An 18,999-nucleotide genomic window follows, 5' to 3' on the forward strand; every position below is an offset into this window, starting at 1 on the left:
CTTCAGAATCCGAATGGCGTAATCGCGTCCATTTTCCCGTGGGTGCTGCTCTGTGATATACATAGGGGCTTCCTCCTTCGCTGTCATCCTGCTGCCTGTACTTACAGATATTTTCTAAGTGTCCCCCGCACCGCGCCAGGTCCGGCCAGCATCTGGCAGAACATGTCTTCCACCTTGTCACCAAGTCCGGCCTCGTACAGATTGACGCCGAATAATACCGGATTGGACAAAATGTCGTGCAGCTTCCCGCGCCCGCTCTCCGGCTCGCCAAACTTCACATCGGCCAGGGCCGTCTGCAGCATCTCCAGCATCGGATCCGGGCTGACCGCCATCTCCTTGCCCTCATCGTCCACGGCCAGCAGATAGCGCAGCCATCCGGCCAATGCCAGCGGAATATACGTCAGGCTTCCAGCGTCCAGCGCGTCATCCGCCATGTAGGACTTGATGGTCTCTCCGAAACGAATCGGAATCTTCTGGCTGGTATCCGTGGCGATACGCTGGGGCATATCCGGGATAAACGGGTTTGGAAGTCTCTGGTCCACCACCTCGTGGATAAAATCCATAGGACTTAAGATGCCCGGGTCCGTCACCACCGGCATTCCCTCGTCGTATCCGATGTGTTCCACCAGCGCCTTCAAATCCCCATCCTTCATCTCCGATGCAATGCTCTCATAGCCCAGCATGCAGCCGTAAACCGCCAGCGCCGTGTGAAGCGGGTTCAGACAGGTGGTCACCTTCATCCGCTCCGTCATGTTCACGGTCTCCCTGGTAGTCATGTAAACGCCGGCTTCCTCCAGCTTCGGACGTCCATTGGGGAAACGGTCCTCCACCACCAGATACTGGGGAATCTCCGCATTGACAAAAGGAGCGATGTAAGTCTTTTTACTGGTAATCACCGGTGCCATATCCTCAATGCCCAGCTCCTCCAGCTGCTTCTCTATCACCTCCGCCGGTCTTGGCGTAATCTTGTCAATCATGCTCCACGGGAAGGAGGCTCTGCTCTCATCCTCCAGGTAGCCCAAAAATTCCGCCGGCGCATGTCCGTTCTCACACCAGGCTTTGGCGATTGCCAGCACGCTGTTTCTCAGTTTCTCCCCGTTATGGCTGCAGTTGTCCATGCTGACCAGGGCCACTGGCGCGGCACCCGCCTGGAATCTGGCAAGCATCAGCGCCGCCACCACACTCATGGCATGGCGGGCCTTCGCCGGGCCTTCCTCCATATCCGCCTTCACCACGCCCATCAGGTTCCCCTGCATATCCTCCAGGGCATACCCCTTCTCGGTGATGGTAAAGCTGGCCATCTGAAGTTTCGGATTCTCAAAAATCCCCTTCAGGACATCCCACTGGGACGCGTCGGAGCTGTCCGCCTTCACGCCCTTGGCAATGGAAGCGATCACCTCTTTCTCCGTGCTTCCGTCCGGCTTTAAGCTGACCATCAGCGTCATGCTGTCATGGGGCGCGTAAATCTTGTCAATGATATCGTAGTCAAAGGTCTCCGCCGCCACAATTCCGCTCTCCGACAGTCCCTTGTTCAACAGCCGCTGGGAAAGCCCCGCGATAAATCCCCGGAAAATGTTGCCCGCACCGAAATGCACCCAGACCGGAGCTTCCTCCGTCGCCTGACACATAGTCTTCCAGTCATACTCCGGCAGCGCCGTTCCCGTTGCCAGCCACTGCTCTCTCTCCGCCAATCCTTCATAACTTAATTTCATCGTTCCATCTCCTTTATCTGCGACACAATTATTTCGACATCTTGTCAATGGCTTCCCACAGACCGTTTAAATAGGTTGCTCCCAAAGCTCTGTCATACAAGCCGTAGCCCGGACGTCCAACCTCATCCCATATCATTCTTCCGTGGTCCGGACGCACATAGACATCCTTCGGACAGGTGTCATACACCGCCTTCATGATGGCAAACATATCCAGATCGCCGTCGTAGGACAGATGGCTGGCCTCACGGAAGTTGCGGTAGCCCAGGTATTTCACATTGCGGATATGCAGGCAGGCAATCCGGTCCATCTCACCGAAATGACGGATCACAGCCGGGATATCGTTCTCCGGGTTGGAGCCCAGGGAGCCGGTACACAGGCACAGGGCGTTGGCCGGTGAGTCGTGAAGGGCCACAATCTTATCAAAGTCCTCCTGGCTGTGGGCGATTCTCGGCAGCCCAAAGATCGGCCACGCCGGGTCATCCGGGTGACAGGCCATCTTGATGCCCACTTCCTCGCAGACCGGAATCACCGCGTCCAGGAAGTATTTGTAATTCTCCCGCAGCTTGTCCGGGGTCATGCCCTCGTACTGCTTCAAGGTAGTCTCAAGCTCCGCCAGACGCTCCGGCTCCCAGCCGGGAAGGGAGAATCCGTTACAGCTCTCCGCCGTCTTTCTCACCAAATCGAGGGGTCCCATGGTTCCCAAATCCTTCTCGTCGAAATACAGGCTGTTGGAGCCATCCTCCGCAATGGGGCGGGCCAAGTCGGTGCGCAGCCAGTCAAATACCGGCATAAAGTTGTAGACAATCACCTTCACGCCGTACTTTGCCAGATGGCGGATGGTGGTGTTGTAGTTGGCAATGTATTCGTCACGGCTTGGAAGGCCCATCTTGATATCCTCATGGACATTCACACTCTCAATCACTTCACACTCCAGACCGGCCGCATGAACCCCGTCAATGTAGGATTTAATCTCCTCCTCCGTCCATACTTCCCCGGCCGCCTTGTAATCCAGAAAACCCATCAGCCCGGTCATCCCCGGAATCTGTTTAATCTGGCTGAGCTTCACCGAATCACTGTTCTCACCAAACCATCGAAATGTCATTTTCATTGTGTAGACCCTCCTTTTAGAACCTGAAATAAATTGGTATAAACTTGTTTTTTACTTACTGCTTCTATTATAATCCCCGGCCAAATATTAGTCAACTAGTATGCCAGTTAAAAATTCTACAATGTCCCTCATTCCCAGATTTCTCCTGGCTTTCTCTCAGACGTGAAAAAGAATCCCGCTTGCGGGATTCTCCGCCTGTGGCGGGTCGCTTCAGCGACATAATTCCCTGCCGCCACAGTGCGATCCTGCCCGGAGGGCTTTTTGTGTAACAGGACGCACTTTCCTGTTATACAAAAAATCCCCCGGCCATTTTACGGCCGGGGGAACATAAATTGTGATATATTACCGAATCACTTCGCCATCTTTGATAACGTGAACCGGTTTCTTGTACATGGCGGTGATGTCCGCTATCGGGTCCCCATCCACGACAATGAAGTCGGCCAGTTTTCCAACGGAGACCGTACCAATCTTGTTGTCCACTCCCATCAGAACCGCGCTGTTGATGGTTGCCTGCTTTAACAAATCCAGATTGCTGATACCCAGGCGGTTTTTCCTGGTCTGCCATTCCATGTATGGGTTGGCCTGCATGGAGCCCAGGTCCATATCGGTTCCCCAGCCCATCAGGATATCGTAATTCTCGTAGGCATTTCGAATACAGGCATCCCGCTCCGCGCTGACGCGGGAGAATTTTTCATAGGCCGCTCCGGCGTCCTCCGTGATGCCCAGGGCCTCCGGACAGCTGCACGCAATCGTCGGCACAATTCCCATATCTTTTCTTCCGTCCAGCTTCTTGCAGGACTCATCCGTGATAAAGCTGGCATGCTCGATGGTGCGCACTCCCTGCTCAATCATAACGCCGATGGCCTCGGCCCCGTGACAGTGGCAGGCGCAGTAGGAACCTTTGCTCTTGGCCATGGTGACGGCCTCCGCAATCTCATCCTCCAGCATAATCCGTTTTCCCGGAAGACTGTCGTCCACCAGCATGGAACCTGTCCCATAGAGTTTCAGGAAATCCGCTCCGTGGTTAAACTGGTCTCTCGCCATCCGTCGCACATCCTCCTTCGTGCTGTACAGGCCGCAGAAATATTCATAAGCGTCAAATCCCGCCGTCACCGGCACAATCGTCACGCCGGAGCCATAGATTCTCGGTCCCTGCATGATACCCTCGTTGATAGCATTTCTCGTGGCAAGTCCACTGTAATGAAGCTCGTCGCCCACATCGCGGATGGTAGTATAACCGTTGTCCAGGAAAAATCTGGCATAGTTATAGCAGTCAAACGCCCACTGGGCCGGCACGGTGATGCGGTCCCTGTCGCCAGCCGTCGCCTTGCCCATAAACAGATGCACATGGGCGTCAATCAGTCCCGGCAGCAGGGTGGCGCCGTGAATGTCCATCCTCTCATGCTCCCCCTCAACCGGAGTCCCGCAGGGAACAATCGCTGTGATTTTGTTCCCGTCAATCACCACGTCCGCCATCTGTGGAACACCGGCGTCACAAAGTTCCGCAACCAGTTTACAATTTTCTAAAATCATACCTTTCTCCTCCTGTGTTTTTGATATGTATTTATAACTCCTAGTTCCTATCTCTTATTGATGACTTCTTTCTCTCTGCTTCTTTAACTCCACCTTCAACAGCCAGGAGCCAAACATAAAAATCGAAAGTCCAACCACCGCAACGCCAAAGACATAGTAATAAGCATTTCCGCCCAGATTATCCATCCATCTTCCTATCATAGAAGGTAGGAACCAGTCGGAGCAGTACCCCAGGAAAATGGACATTCCGATAGCCGTACCCAGATAGTTCACCGGCACATCCAGCTCTGCAAACGGCACGGAGCAGAGGTTGTTGCCCATCCGGTAGATAAATGTGAAGATTAACGATACCGCTACCGCCGCCAGCGTCCAGTTCGCGCTCTTTGGAATAAACATGAACACGAGAACCAGCAACAGGCTTGGCAGCGCCGTGTAGATTACCATCCTGGTGGTATTGCCAATCTTATCACGAATCACGCCGCCTACCGGAGCCGCCACAATCTTGATTCCGTAGCGGAGCAAAATGCCGTAGATAGCCGCAAGCGCCGCCGGCATCGCATACATATTAACCATGTAAGGATTGACATAGTTAAATGCCGTCGACGTGATATAGACGCCAAAGCTCATAATCGACACAATCCACATGGCTGGCATTTTCGCCGCCACCACATAGTTTTTCAGTTTCACCGGTTCCCCGGTATCAACCAGGTATTCGCTTGCAAAATCATCATATTTAAAGGTGACAAGAAATCCGATTCCCGACAGCAGGTAGATCACTCCAAATACCAGCAGCAGAATTCTCATTCCAGACGGAGTGGACAGACGCTCCCCTAACAGGGCCGCCAGACCCACCATCAGGCCAAGGGACATGATACCGTCAACCCCCTGGTACACGCCGCGGATCGTTCCCTGCTCCCCGGCTTCCCCAAACATTCGAATCAGCTTCTCCATCGCGGACCAGAACAGTAATCCAAGTGTAATCGACATACAGAAAAACAGCACCAGCAGAACCGGATAGCTGGGAATGGTCGCCATAATAAACACAACCGCATCCGTACTGAACACCGCAATCAGCATCAGTTTTTTTGAATTAAACTTATCGGCTACCCATCCACTGATCAGATAGCCGGGAACAGCAAGGCTTGCATATGCCGCTGTCAAATTCCCCATCTGTGCGTTGGTTAAATCAAACACCGTTTGAAAAGACGAATAAAACATAACCGGAAAAAAGATGATATTTCCCACATTGGCCGCAAGAGAAAAAAAGATTAACGGCCAGATTCGATTGCCCAGCTTTTTCATGAAAGACCTCCTTTTGTAAATACGTTCAATCAATTTTATTAAGCATGCTTAATACTAGTTTAAAGGAATAACCTGAATTGTCAAGCAGAAATTTTTATTTCCACTCAAAATCCAGGTTATCCGCCTATTTGATATTCTATTTTATTCCGCCCCCTCATGACTCCTCCTGAAACGCATGGGGATAATGCTTTCTCAAAAAAAGTCTTACTGTTTTGAATCACCCGGTAGATGACCTTATCACTCATTCCAAGATTATAAAAATAATTGGAGGTGGTGATATCCATGACCGTCTCCCTGGTAATGAGATGGGGATGCTCGTGGCGGTGAAGCAGCAGCTCCCTGGTACTCCCCCGGCAGGCAATCAGATAAATCTCGTTCTGCCTTTCACTCACATCCAGCCGATACTCATCAAGGAACTCACGGACCAGCCGGGTATAGGTGTTTCCGTTTTCCCAGTAGAGACCCGGAGTACTTCGGTTGTAACTGTAATAAAACCTGGCAAAATCAGGATTTTCATCGATAATCAGCCAGTCCAGAAACACGACGGTATAGAAGCGCTCCGCGCTGTCCAGCCCGCTCATGGCGGACAAATCCATCTTCTGAATCCCCTCCTCCAGATACTCTGCCGTAATCCTCGCCGCAAGGCGGTCTTTCGACTCAAAATAATAGGCAATCAAACCGGATGTCACCCCGGCCCGCTCGGCAATCTGGCGGAACGTAACTTTGCCATATTCTTTTTCTAGAAAGCACTCCCTGGCCGCGCTTAAGATACTCTGGGCCGCCGGCGTATCGAGATTGGACTGTTTTGTATTTTCTATTTCTTCACACTGTTTAAACCGCATCGTTCTCCTCAACTTTCTATCAGACTGACTCCCGTTTCCAACCGGATTCAATAGTATTGATTATAATGGGTCGTACAAATAAAATCAATAGATAATCGGTTCTTTTTATTCTTGACGTTCAATTATTATTCTGATATTATTTAAGCATGTTTAGTTTAGCACTATAATTCGTTAAATTAGGAGGGGTCCTATGAATACGTTTATTGAGGTTCTTGGTGTGACGGATGCACTGGTATTTATATTGTATATCCTGATTATTATTTCTATCGGCTTTTTCGCATCACGAAAGGTAAAAAATGCAAAAGATTTTTCCACCGCGGGGCAGTCTCTGACTCCTCTGGTCTTAATCTCATCCTTTCTCGCCACCTTTTTTGGCGCATTTTCTGGGTCTGGCGCCATGGAGATGGTTGGGATGTTCGGCCTGACAGCTATCACCATCCTGTTTAGCTCCAATGTGGGCTGGTTCATCATGTCATTGATGGCGAAAAATATGCGCAACTCCGGAGCTCTCACTTATCCGGAATACATACGCTGTCTGGCGGGGGACGATGCACGTGTGGCTTCCTCCTCCATCAGCATGGTCTATTTAATCGGACAGATTGCCGGACAATTTGTCGCCTGTGGTACGATTGCACAGCTGCTGGGAATCTGTTCCTTTCAAACCGGAATCATTGCCGGAGGCATCATCATCATTTTGCTGACCGTCAGCGGCGGACTGGCCGGAATCGCGGTTACCGACAGTATCCAGCAGATTTTTATCACCGTAATGTGTGTCATTGTAGTGCCAGTCATCGTTTTTACCAAAGCCGGAGGAATCGGCGCCGTGTTCGCGGCGACAGAGCCGGAGAAGCTCAGCCTGGTTCACGGAGCGCCATTGGGCTACGGGCTTGGCACCTTTCTCGCCCTGGTTCTCTCCTACTGCTGTGAACCGACACTGGCCCACAAGATTTTCGCGTCCAGGGATGCCAAAACGGCTGTGCGCAGTTCCATGACTGCCAGTATCCTTGGATTTCTCTTTACGATTCCCATGTGGACCGCGGCATTGACAAAGCCCATCTTATTTCCGGAGGGACAGATGGTTGCTTTTCTTCCCATCGCCATGAAAACATATCTTCCGCCTGTGCTGCGCGGCATTGGTATTGCAGCTTTTGTCAGTCTTCTGCTCACTACAGGAGATGCGCTTCTGCTGACGGAGACCGCCATCATTTCCAACGATATCCTCCCACGGTTCCATCGAACACGGACGGAGCGGGAGGGGCTGTTTATCAACCGTTTTCTTGTGCTGGTTATCGGTATCCTGGCTATTATTTTGGGGTTGTATTTCCAGAGCGTCTGCGTGGTAATGCTGCTGTTTACCGGCATGTATGGGGCATCCGTATTTCCGCCCGTCCTGCTGGCCAACATTATGAAGTATCCACCGGAAAAGAAGGTGGTCGCTCCCTGTATGATAACCGTCGCCGTGCTGACCGCTGCCATGGACCTCTTTCCCGCATTTCCCACGGAAGGAGTCTTTATCGGGGTTCCCTTAAATATCATACTGCTGCTAACCAGCTCCTGGGTAGTCAGGAAACGGTCTGCCATGCAGCCAGCCCCTGAAATTTAATACAGATAATGCTTGTCGTTTTTCCAACTTTACGGTACTATTAGAACTAGGAAATCAAGGGAGAATGACGCTATGAATACCAATATCGATACGATTACCATACCGGTGAGACTGGACGCCGCCACATTCCGCAGCTTTGCCATCTTCGACACGTTAAAACGGCAGAAGCGCTGGAAATCGCCGGCCATCTTTGCCGCAATTCTGATGGCCTCCGCCATCGTCTGCTTCGCCATGAACTCCAGGGCGGACCAGGCCGTCCTGCTTGGGAGTGTGCTGACCGCCATCGCCCTGGGGCTGCCTGCCGTCTATTTCGGCATGTTTTTCTACTCTCTGGACAACCAGGCAAAGGCCATGAAACTGAACGCGGCCCGGTTGGTTTACACCGTGGAGCTGAGCGGCAGGGACGACGGCATCCATGTGACAAGCGCCTCCGGCGAGGGCCAGACGGCACAGTTTCACTGGAAGGATTCCTTTGCGGCCTACCGGGCGGCAGACTGCATCTACCTCTACGTCTCCCCCCGCCAGGCATTTCTGCTGCCGGGCGAGCAGGCGGATGTCACGGCGGATGAGCTGTGGGACTACTTAAACGCCCATATGGCGGCGGAAAAAAATGCACGACTGCCGGAAGAGATAACTCTCCCGGCAGTTTTTTTATTGCTTAATATCCAAGTCCAAAATCCAGCTCATAGTAATTCCCGTCCGCGTCCCGGTAAGCGTAGGCTTTCCCGTTCTCGTCCTTCATCTCCTCCGGCAGATACAAATCCTTGTCATACCCCGGCACATCGTTGTGGGAAATGCAGACGCCGTTCTCATCGACCGCCAGCACCGAATCATCTCTCGGCAGAGTGATTGGCATTTTCCCGGTTGGGCCGTATGCCCCGAATATCACATCCAGCGTGGCATCCACATAGGTGTCAAATCCCGCCAGCAGCGCGTCCGCATATGGCTCCACATTGCCCACCTCCCAGGCCAGGGTGAAATTGATGTTGGTGATAACCCTTCCGCCCCGCCCGTGAACAGACTCATAAATCTCCCGCAGCTTACCCGCCCCCCGCAGCGTGGTCTCCTCGTGATAAGTCTCTGCCGGACATCCGGCATCATCCACATCAGGCACCTGCTTGTTCTCGCAGATATCCAGTTCCAGATATCCCTTGGTCGCATGGAAATACTCCCCGGACGACGGCGTCACAAACAAAATCGCGCAGTCGGCCTCCTCATGCCGCTCCACCACGTTGACGCCCCATTTTTTCCTCAGCGTCTCTCTCACGTGCTCCGTCTCCTTCGCGGCGGACTCGTCATGGTTCCGGAAGCATTCCGCATAGACCTTTCTGCCGTCCAGCTTCTCTGCCGTCAGCGGCAGTGTCTGCTGATGATTCTTTAACAGCACCACCGATTTCCGGTGGACATCGTAGGCATGCTCCCAGTGGGACTTCTCCGCCACCACCTTCGCGGCATGCTCCGGCTCCCGGTAGGGGTTGTCAAACAGGCCCAGTTTAAACTTCTCCTCCAGCGTCCTGGTCACAGCCCTGGTGAGAGCTTCATCCGACAGCGTCAGCTGCTCCGGCGTATATCCCGCCGGCACCGTATGCCCCTGGGTGGTGTAATACCCGTTCTTTCCCCGGTCGTAGGCTTCCCTGGCGGAGAACACATCCAGGGAGCCGCTGATGATATCCACGCCGTTGTTCACCGCCAGCGCAATTCTGGACGGCACATCCAGCTCCTCCACGCCCCAAGCCATCTTGTTGGTGATGCCGGAATCGCTGTTCACATAGCCCTCGAATCCCATTTCCTCCCGCAGAAGCTCCTGGATAAAGTAGCGGTTGAAGGCGAATCCCACCGGTTCCATGGGGATTTCCCGCCCGCCGGGCTCGTGCTGGGGCTGGCTTTTCTCCAGCGCTGGCTTGGCATAGTAGGGCATCATGGACGACGCTTTCTTGTCGATGGCCGCCTGGAACGCCGGGAGATGGTATTTTCTGAGACTGTCCTTTGTCTGGTATACATTCCACTGGCCCTGCACATAGTGAGGGTCGAAACCATTTTCCCGGGCTCCTCCTCCTGGGAAATGCTTGATGGTCACAGCCACGCCGTCTGTCGTCACCCCGTCATCGCTTCCCTGAATCCCCGGTATCAGCCGGTTCATCATGTCTGTCACCAGCTTCGTGTCCTCGCCGAAGGTGCCATAGCTGCGCTGCCATCTGGGGTCCGTCATGACATCCGCCATGTACATGTAGCCCTTCTTCATGCCTGTGGCGTCCCACTCCTGCCGGATGCATTCCGCGAAATCGTCCACCAGGTCCAGGCCGCTGCCCTTCACGGCCGCCGCGATGCCAAGGGTTCCCGGCCATGCCGCAAAGACTCCGGCCGCGTCGTTCATGCCGAACACCACCTCGCCGTTTTCGTTGCGGGAGTTGGATATCACCATCACGGGGATAGCGTGGCCGCATCCCTCCGCCACCTGGTTTAACTGGTTTATCCAGTCCACCAGCTCCTCCGGCTTTGGGTTTTCCCGCAGAATCAGGTGGCGGATGTTCATCTCCTTCAGTGTGTACGTGGTCCCATAGGTCTTCTCCACATTGAAAATGGATTCGTCCCGCTCCACAATCTCCTCATTGAGAAGGCCGCTCTCGTCCACCTTTGTCCTGTCTTTCTGGCCCAATCCCATTTTCCAGGAATTCACAAACAGCATTCCCAGCTTCTCCTCCACGGAGAGGCGCCCCGCCAAATCCACGGCCCGCTCCCCCGCCGGTTTCCGCCAGTCCTTGCAGGGGCTCAAGACCCCGTCACCGTCCAAATCCCGGAAATACAGGCCATCCTCCTCGATCACCGGCTTCACTGTCACACCGACTACCGGACCATTTTCATTTTTATAATATCGAATATTGGAAGTTGCTTTTTTCATGATTCGTCTTTCCTTTCCATCATTTCTGCGCTACGCCGCTTTTCTTGCCTCCAGCGTCTCCTGAATCTCCGCCATCTTTTCCTTGTCCAGATGGTACCACTTCATGGCGATAATCGTGGCCACATGCCCCAGGATGGGGATGATGCAGAAGCAGACCATAATCGCCGTGTTGAAGGTGCCGTTCACCAGTTCGTTTGGCGTTATCACCACGTTGCCCACTCCGGCCAGCGTCAGCGCAAATCCCTGAATCATGGCGGAGAATGAGGACACAATCTTGTCGATAAAGGAGAACATGGTTCCCATCATTCCCGGCACAAACCGGCCGCTGCGGTAGGTCTCATAATCCGTACAGTCCGCAATCATGGGGATAATCCCGGAATTTCCCATGCTGGCCAGACATTTCTGCACCAGCAGCATCCCCAGGAAGATCACCGGCATGGACGGATTCGGTCTCACCACGAACATCACCGCCAGCATGAGCATGGAACCCCAGGTTCCCAGAAGGAACGTCCGCTTCAGCCCGAATTTTCCAGACACAAACACGCCCCCGATGGAGATGGCTACCAGCGGCACAATCAGCACGCTGGAGAAGACACCCTGCAGCTTTGTGTTCAACAGCATATTGGCAAACACATAGGTCATGGTTCCGCTCATCAACAGCTGACCCAGCTTATCGGTGGCCGCCGAGATAATCAGCATCTGAATCGGCCGGTTATGTACCACGATATCCTTGTAGTCCCGGAACTTCACCTTGGGCTGGCTTCCTGCCTGACCGAAAAACTCCGGCCGGTCCTTCTGGCTGATGCCAATCATGGCGAGGATAGTAAACGTAAAGGAGATGAACGCCAGAATCAGCACCGCCTCTTTCCACATATCCGGGTTGATGATTCCCAGCTCTTTTCCGCCTTCCCCCAGGTACCGGCCGATCGAATATTTCTCCGCCAGAATCGTGGTAATCAGCATGGGTACCAGCGCGCTGGCCATCTGGGTCAGCACACTGTCAAATCCGGCGAACACCGGTCTCTGCTTCGGGTTGTTGGTCAGCACCGCCTGCCCCGCTTTTGTCACCACGGTCTGGCAGGTATATCCCAAAATGTAGATGATGTAAAACACGGTGGTCATCACATATTTCTGGCTGGTGCTCCAGTCCGTCGGCGTGTTGAAAATCACAATCAGGCTGGACCAGATGATGATATTTCCAATCAACATGTAGGGGCGGAATTTCCCAAATCTTCCGTTGGTCCTGTCCACCAGAAAGCCCACCAATGGGTCCGTGATGGCGTCAAAAATCCTGGTTCCCGTGGCGATGATACCGATGATGGCCGCCGCCAGCCCCAGCACGTTCTGGGTAAAATATGAGTACTGCATCATCAAAAACATGGCGATGTTGGTCGCGCAGTTATTCAGTGAGAAAAATCCTATCTGCCACATTTTGGCATTGTTATACTGCTTTGCTTCTACCTGTTTCATATTCCTATCCTCTTTCCTGACAATCATGGTTAAAAGTAAGCGCCGGCTTTGTTTGTAGCCTTATTCTATCACACTTGCATTTTTGGTGTTAGGAATATATAATACTAATTAGCAATATTTTGTTTTATCTATTTGGCGGTTTTTCCTATTTTTATCGAGTTTATTTGTGCAGTTTGTACAGTGGCCTGGAAGGAGGATGTTATGGACGAGAGAGAGAAGGCGGTCATCTCCGGACAGTTTATCGAGACCCTGTTACAGGTTCCGGTCAGCGTGTGTCCGAACCGGTTGAAGGAGATTGAGATATGTCTTAGGACGTATCTGCCGGAATTTTTAAAGAACAGCGTCCCCTTCTTTATCACGGAGCCCATGGTGAAATCCTTTGAGCCCCAGGTTCTGTACCATATCACGGATTTCCTGAATTTTCATTTTATACTCTTTCTATATGAAGGGCGGAGCAGGGTTTTTCTCACGGGGCCGTATCTAACCCACCAGCCGGACGACGCGTTCTGCGAGAAGACCCTGCAGGAGAATGGAAAGAACTACTCTTTTCTGGTGCCCTTCAAGCAGTACTGTCTGACGCTGCCTGTCATCACCAACTCCCAGATGATTGAAGCCGCGCGCACGGCTTTGAAGACGGTCACCGGCTACACTTTGGATGCCGCCTACCGCCACTACCAGCCGCAGGCCAGTCATAACCGGGAGATATCCAATCTCTCCCCGGAGGGGGTGGACGAGGCCGCCAGGGAGATGCTGGAGCAGCGTTACTATTTTGAGAAGCTGATGCTCCAGGAGGTGGCCCAGGGCAATCAGGATATGGCCCTCAAATATTACAGGCAGTTCTCCTCATACAGCCAGTCCATCGTCCGCACGGAGGACCCGGTCCGCACCTTCAAGAATTTAAGTTTCTCCCTGAACACCATGCTCCGGAAATCTGTGGAGACCACCGGCATCCATCCCGTGTATCTGGATATCATCTCCTCCAACTTCGCCATGCTGATTGAGAACTCCAACAATCTAAACGAGTTGAAGGAATTTCAGTTTCAGATGATAAGCGCCTACTGCCGGTATGTGCAGAAGCTGAGGCTGGACAACTATTCACCGCTGATCCAGAAGGCCGTCACCTACATCCGCCTTCATCTGGCGGACCGGCTGACACTGGCGAAGGTGGCGGAAGGCATCAAGGTCAGCTCCTCCTATCTGTCACGGCAATTCAATGCGGAGATGGGGGATTCCATCTCCAATTACATCACAAAAGCCCGGATAGACAAGGCTTCCGAGCTTTTGACGTTTTCCGGCATGTCCATACAGAACATTGCCTTCTATGTTGGGTTTAGCGATTTTAATTATTTCAGCCGCTGCTTTAAAAAGTACAAGGGCATGACCCCTACCGCGTGGCGGAATACTTCCAGCATCGGCTCCTGATGCCAGGAGCCGGAATTATGCCTGGTCAAATCCCGCTCCGCTACGGGTACTGATACCAGGAGCCGAACGGAATCCCGCACTGCCCCGGATGCTGCGCCGGGTGGGCCCCCTTGCCACGCTGCTTATTCCGCCGCCATCACCCCAGCGCCTGGGTCCAGGAATACTTCCCGCTTCATGGCGCCGTCCTGGCAGGCTACAATCGTGGTGCAGACCGCATCCCCGGTGATATTCACCGCGGTCCGGCACATGTCCAGAATTCTGTCGATACCCATAATCAGCGCGATTGCCTCCACTGGAAGTCCCACCGACGCAAACACCATGGACAGCGTGATCAATCCCACACCAGGCACTCCTGCTGTTCCAATCGACGCCAGGGTGGCGGTCAGAATCACCGTCATATAGTCCGCCCCGGTCAGCGCAATCCCAAACGCCTGGGCCGCGAACACTACCGCCACTCCCTGCATGATGGCCGTCCCATCCATATTGATGGTGGCTCCCAGCGGAATGGTGAACGACGATATCCTCTTGGACACGCCCATCTTCTTATGAAGCGTATCCACCGACAGCGGAATGGTAGCGTTGGAGGTGGCCGTCGAGAAGGCAAATCCCATCACCGGCAGAAACTTCTTCAAAAATACCACCGGACTCAGCCCCGTAAATCCCTTCAGCATCGTCATATACACCACCAGACACTGCACCGCCAGCGCCAGCAGCACTGCCGCCATATACTTGAGCAGCGGCACAAAGGCGTCAAACCCAATTCCCGAAAATGTCTTCGCAATCAGGCAGAACACCCCGTAAGGCGCCATTTTCATCACCAGCACCGTCATCTGCATCATAATATCATTAAACTGGCTGAAGAAGTTTCCCACCGTCTCCACACTCTCCCCCATCTTCGCCAGCAGAATTCCCACAATCAGCGCAAACAGAATAATCGGCAGCATTTCCCCATTGGCAAGAGCCTCCAGCGGGTTGGTGGGAATGATATTCAGAATCGTATCTGCCAGACTCATCTTCTCCGCGATGGCGATATCCGCCGCCTCGATGGAGGACATGTCAAGCCCCAGCCCCGGGTTGATCACCTTCGCCACCAGAATCGCCGCCGAGATGGCAAGTGCCGTGGTCACCAGATAAAAGCCCAGGGTCTTCACCCCAATCTTCCCCAGCTTCTTCGTGTCTCCCATGGCCATACTTCCGCACACCAGGGAGCAGAACACCAGCGGCACCACCAGCATCTGCATCAACCGCACAAACCCATTTCCAATCACATAGAAAATGCCGCCGATCACCACTTCATCTCTCACAAATCCCGCCGGCACCACATAGTGCAGTAAAATACCGGTCACCGCACCGGCCAGCAGCGCAATAAAAATAGCTGTCGTCAGCCCTAATTTCTTCTTTTTTACATTCATGTAAAACATCCCTTCTACTCTGTATTTCGTCTCATCGTCAGGCGGTATACCAAATGTACCGTCCTACCGCTCCCGCCGTCCCGCCATATAGCGCTCCAGCATGTCCTTCCAGGATGGAAGCAGTTCAATATCGGATATCCGGAACATGAAATTGTCCAGCACCGAATAGGATGGCCGCATCAGCGTCAGCTTATCCTCGTCCGCGTCCACCGGCCGCACTTCCGCGTCATAACCGGACAGGCGGATGACCTCCTTCGCAAACTCATATCTGCTGCAGCATCCCTGGCCGGTCACATGGTACAGTCCATCGTCCGCATGCTCCATCAGCTCAATCACCTTGCCCGCCAGCTCCATGGCCCCGGTCGGCGACGCCATCTGGTCTCTGGCGGCAGAAATCTCTTTTCCCTCTTTCGCCATACTGAGAATCTTCTGCATATAACTGTTTCCGTCCCCAAATATCCAGGAGCTTCTCACAATAATATGCCGGTTACAGAATTCCCGGACAAAATTCTCCCCCGCCAACTTCGATTTCCCGTAAACGGTCTGCGGGTTCGGCGTGTCAAACTCCGTGTACGGCACCTTGCTGCTGCCGTCAAACACGTCGTCCGTGGACAGCTGCACCATTCTGGCCTTGATCTTCCTGGCTGCCACGCTCAAGTTTCTGGCACCCAGGGCATTGACCCGGTAGGCCAGCTCCACCTGTTCCTCGCAGGCTGCCACGTCCGTCATCCCTGCGCAGTTAATAATGTAGTGGGGTCTGTTAATCCCCGCGTAATCCATCACGTCTTTGCTGTTGGTCACATCCACCGAGTCCATATCCGTCAGCAGAATCTCCGCCCCGGTCTTCTCAAGCTCCCCAATCATCTTCCGCCCCACGCGCCCACTGGCGCCACAGACCCAGATTTTCTCCATACGATTCATTTTCTTACCTCCTGGTCTTTTTTCGGAAAGTCTTATTCTAACACAAAAAGCGGCATGTGCGCAACCCACCACGCACATGCCGTTTGTCTGATCCCTATTATTCACGCTTCTCTTTCGCCTCAAGCTCCTTCCGCTTCATATCTGCCTTGTTCTGATACATAGCGTCGTCGGCACGTTTGAAGACGTTGGAAAATACTAAATCGGTGCCGCTGTCGTAGATGGCGATTCCCCTTGCGATGGTCAGTGTATTGCCCTTGTTGTTCTCATTGTATTCTACGATGGCCTGCTGGAAATTTTCAAGCAGCTGCACATAGTTGGCATAATCGGCTCCCTCCAGAATCACCGCGAACTCATCGCCGCCCACGCGGTAAACCGGGCTGTGGGTGAAGCTTTTGCAGATAATCTTGCAGGCATCCATAATCAGCATATCCCCGAAATCGTGGCCGAAATGGTCGTTGACGAATTTCAGGTTGTTGATGTCCAGCACCACAATCGCAAACTCCGGCCGTCCCCGCCGCATCTGCTCCTCCAGCCGCCGCTCCGCCTCCTGAAAAGCCGCCTTGTTCTTCACCCCGGTCAGGGCGTCCCGGTAGGCCAGACTGTTGATGTAATTGATGTATTTCTGCAAATGATTGACTGTCTGCTGAAGACTGTCCGCCAGGGTCCCTACCTCATCTTTCGTCTGTGTGGTCAGGGAAATGCTCAAGTCACCCTCGGCGATTTTCTTCGCCGCCATGTTAAGCTCCTTCAGCGGCTTTATCATCCGTCTGGTAATCATCACTGTCACCATCAGGGCCAGCGGGATGATGACCAGCAGGGATATCAGAATCTGCATCAGCAGCAGATTCTTGCTCTTGTCAATCTCCGTCACCGGAGCCGTCACCGCCAGCCGCATCCCGTTGCGCAGCGTGCGGAATGCCATCTTTTTCTCCGTGCCCTTGTTGAGGTAGGAAAACAGATTGCTGCCGCTGGTGCCATTTTCCAATTCCACCACCAGGGGATACAGGCTCTCATCCACATTGGAGACGGGGATACCGAAGGGATAACTGTTGTGGTACATCACATTTCCCTTGTCATCGGTCAGGAACGCGTAGCCGCTCTCATAAATTCGCAGACTGCTGACCAAATCCTCGATGATAGTGAAATCAATATCCATTCCAACGACGCCTATGGTCTCATTTCCCTTGTAGATGGGAATCACATAAGAAATCATCCGCAGGTTAATGTTTTCATTATTATATGGCGCAATCCAGGTGGCCTTTCCGTTTTTTACCGGGATGTAATACCAGCCCACCCGCTCCGTATCCGACGGATTGTACTTGGAGAAATCGGTGGGCGTCAGCCGCTGGAAGCTGCCGTTTAAATCGGTTTTGCTCCAGAACAGGCCCGACGTAGGCGGAGTGAACTCCGGGTTGTAGCGGACGTACACCGCCACGGCCCCCTCCGTATTGTTCGCCGCGTTGACGGCCACGGACTCCAGCTGCTCCGTAAATTCTTCCAGGTAAACGTCATCGTGTTTCAGCCTCTCCACGCTCTCCAGATGTTCATCCGTGTAGACCGTCAGCGTCTTCACCGACTGCTCAATCCTTGAGAGCAGAGCGTCAATCTGTTCAGCCGACTCACTGCACCGCAGATTCATCAACTGGGCGGCATCCTCATCCACCACCCGTTGCGCACTCAGGATACCGGCTCCGCCAATCACCGTGGAGCACACCAGAATACAGCCTAAAATCAGAATGATAAACTTGGTCTGTATCGATTTCATAGCTGATTCCTCCTTATAATAAGTCAGGACAGCGCCAACCGCGCTGCCAGCATTTTTTCAACTAAATACTAGCATAAAATCGCCTTTTCTGCCTGTTTTGTGGCGAATAGCGTTTTTCCTGTGGTGAATAGAACTGGAAATGACTGGGAATACGGGTCCGGCAAGTTGACAAGCATGATTGGCAACGCTTAAAATAATAGAGGAACAGATACTACTAGAAGAAAGAGAGGCGGACTCATATGAATATCAGAATTGCCGTGTGCGAGGATTGTGAAAAAGATGCCGCGCTGCTGCGGGAGTTGTGTTTCCGGTACTGCTGTGAGACTGGAACGCCGCCTTATGAAATGGACGTGTTTCCCAACGGACTTACCTTTCTGGAGCACTGTGTTCCGGGAAGCTATGATATGGTTTTTATGGATATTTATCTGGAGCAGGAGGACGGGATGCAGGTCATCCGGGAGCTGCGAAAGACGGACAAGGATTGTCCCGTCGTGTTTTTCACCCGCAGCACGGACCATGCGGTGGAGGCTTTTGAGGTCAATGCCGTCCACTATCTGACGAAGCCTCTGGTGTACGAGAAGCTGGCTGATGCACTCAGCCGATGCGAAAAACTCCATGAAAAGCAGGCCGCTTTTCTTTTGCTTCCGACGGAAAAGAAACTGCGCAAGGTCCGCCTTGCCGAGATATTATATATTGAAGTGTTTGACAATACCTGCGTGATACATCTGGACGGCGAGACCATTCCGGTGCGGATACCGCTGAAAAATTTGGAGACCAAAATCCGCGAGGTGGATGCCCACTCGGATTTCCTACGCTGCCATCGAAGCTATCTGGTTAATATGAATTGGATTATGGCGCTGAGGAACGATTATTTTCTGCTGGATACGGGGGCATCGGTTCCCATCTCCAAATATATCCGCAAGCAGGTGGTTCAGACCTACGAGAATTTTGCAATTAAAAAAATACGAGACACCCGCGGAGCTGACCAGGTGTCCGAAGGAGGACATTAA

13 protein-coding genes and 1 pseudogene are annotated in these 18,999 nt (G+C 53.0%); 4 read left to right on the forward strand and 10 right to left on the reverse strand.

Features of this window, described 5'->3' with window-relative positions:
- Nucleotides 1-101: 101 nt before the first annotated feature.
- The 5 genes from HMPREF9473_RS19975 to HMPREF9473_RS19995 all read right to left on the reverse strand — a co-directional run bounded on the left by HMPREF9473_RS19975 (nt 102) and on the right by HMPREF9473_RS19995 (nt 6,497).
- Nucleotides 102-1,712, reverse strand: a complete 1,611-nt coding sequence (locus HMPREF9473_RS19975) for a mannitol dehydrogenase family protein (protein ID WP_006782025.1) — start codon at nt 1,710-1,712, stop codon at nt 102-104.
- A 28-nt stretch (nt 1,713-1,740) separates the two neighbouring features.
- Nucleotides 1,741-2,820, reverse strand: a complete 1,080-nt coding sequence (gene uxuA, locus HMPREF9473_RS19980) for a mannonate dehydratase (protein ID WP_006782026.1) — start codon at nt 2,818-2,820, stop codon at nt 1,741-1,743.
- Between the two features lie 342 nt (nt 2,821-3,162).
- Nucleotides 3,163-4,353 carry an amidohydrolase family protein gene (locus HMPREF9473_RS19985; protein ID WP_006782027.1) on the reverse strand — a complete coding sequence of 397 codons (1,191 nt, stop codon included), beginning with the start codon at nt 4,351-4,353 and terminating at the stop codon, nt 3,163-3,165.
- 54 nt (nt 4,354-4,407) lie between these two features.
- Nucleotides 4,408-5,655 (reverse strand): MFS transporter, encoded by a 1,248-nt coding sequence (locus HMPREF9473_RS19990; RefSeq protein ID WP_006782028.1) that lies wholly within the window; start codon nt 5,653-5,655, stop codon nt 4,408-4,410.
- Nucleotides 5,656-5,771: 116 nt separating this feature from the next.
- The gene (locus tag HMPREF9473_RS19995; RefSeq protein ID WP_006782029.1) at nt 5,772-6,497 is read right to left on the reverse strand and encodes a TetR/AcrR family transcriptional regulator; all 726 of its coding nucleotides are present in this window, start codon (nt 6,495-6,497) and stop codon (nt 5,772-5,774) included.
- A gap of 190 nt (nt 6,498-6,687) precedes the next feature.
- Here HMPREF9473_RS19995 and HMPREF9473_RS20000 point away from each other — a divergent pair, with 190 nt between their 5' ends.
- Complete coding sequence (locus HMPREF9473_RS20000; RefSeq protein ID WP_006782030.1) at nt 6,688-8,100, forward strand: sodium:solute symporter family protein; 1,413 nt, start codon at nt 6,688-6,690, stop codon at nt 8,098-8,100.
- 351 nt (nt 8,101-8,451) lie between these two features.
- A pseudogene (locus tag HMPREF9473_RS28620) lies at nt 8,452-8,634 on the forward strand (YcxB family protein); the annotation flags it as partial.
- A gap of 124 nt (nt 8,635-8,758) precedes the next feature.
- Here HMPREF9473_RS28620 and HMPREF9473_RS20010 read toward each other — a convergent pair.
- Together HMPREF9473_RS20010 and HMPREF9473_RS20015 are read right to left on the reverse strand one after the other, a co-directional pair.
- A complete protein-coding gene (locus HMPREF9473_RS20010) occupies nt 8,759-10,999 on the reverse strand; it encodes a glycoside hydrolase family 3 protein (protein WP_006782032.1) in 2,241 nt (746 codons plus the stop codon).
- 30 nt (nt 11,000-11,029) lie between these two features.
- On the reverse strand, nt 11,030-12,469 hold the full coding sequence (locus HMPREF9473_RS20015; protein ID WP_006782033.1) for an MFS transporter: 1,440 nt from the start codon (nt 12,467-12,469) through the stop codon (nt 11,030-11,032).
- A 201-nt stretch (nt 12,470-12,670) separates the two neighbouring features.
- Here HMPREF9473_RS20015 and HMPREF9473_RS20020 point away from each other — a divergent pair, with 201 nt between their 5' ends.
- Nucleotides 12,671-13,891 (forward strand): AraC family transcriptional regulator, encoded by a 1,221-nt coding sequence (locus HMPREF9473_RS20020; RefSeq protein ID WP_006782034.1) that lies wholly within the window; start codon nt 12,671-12,673, stop codon nt 13,889-13,891.
- 122 nt (nt 13,892-14,013) lie between these two features.
- Here HMPREF9473_RS20020 and HMPREF9473_RS20025 read toward each other — a convergent pair whose 3' ends face one another.
- The 3 genes from HMPREF9473_RS20025 to HMPREF9473_RS20035 form a co-directional block, all read right to left on the reverse strand.
- Nucleotides 14,014-15,303: a dicarboxylate/amino acid:cation symporter gene (locus HMPREF9473_RS20025; RefSeq protein WP_006782035.1), complete on the reverse strand. Its 1,290-nt coding sequence runs from the start codon at nt 15,301-15,303 to the stop codon at nt 14,014-14,016.
- A gap of 63 nt (nt 15,304-15,366) precedes the next feature.
- Nucleotides 15,367-16,215 carry a dTDP-4-dehydrorhamnose reductase gene (gene rfbD / locus HMPREF9473_RS20030; RefSeq protein WP_034859872.1) on the reverse strand — a complete coding sequence of 283 codons (849 nt, stop codon included), beginning with the start codon at nt 16,213-16,215 and terminating at the stop codon, nt 15,367-15,369.
- Nucleotides 16,216-16,321: 106 nt separating this feature from the next.
- Nucleotides 16,322-17,989, reverse strand: coding sequence for a sensor domain-containing diguanylate cyclase (locus HMPREF9473_RS20035; protein WP_006782037.1), 1,668 nt, complete (start codon nt 17,987-17,989; stop codon nt 16,322-16,324).
- Between the two features lie 239 nt (nt 17,990-18,228).
- On the opposite strand from HMPREF9473_RS20035, the gene HMPREF9473_RS20040 reads away from it, so the two are divergent.
- Nucleotides 18,229-18,999 carry a LytR/AlgR family response regulator transcription factor gene (locus HMPREF9473_RS20040; protein WP_006782038.1) on the forward strand — a complete coding sequence of 257 codons (771 nt, stop codon included), beginning with the start codon at nt 18,229-18,231 and terminating at the stop codon, nt 18,997-18,999.

The organism is Hungatella hathewayi WAL-18680 (genome assembly GCF_000235505.1).
Taxonomy (GTDB): domain Bacteria; phylum Bacillota; class Clostridia; order Lachnospirales; family Lachnospiraceae; genus Hungatella_A; species Hungatella_A hathewayi_A.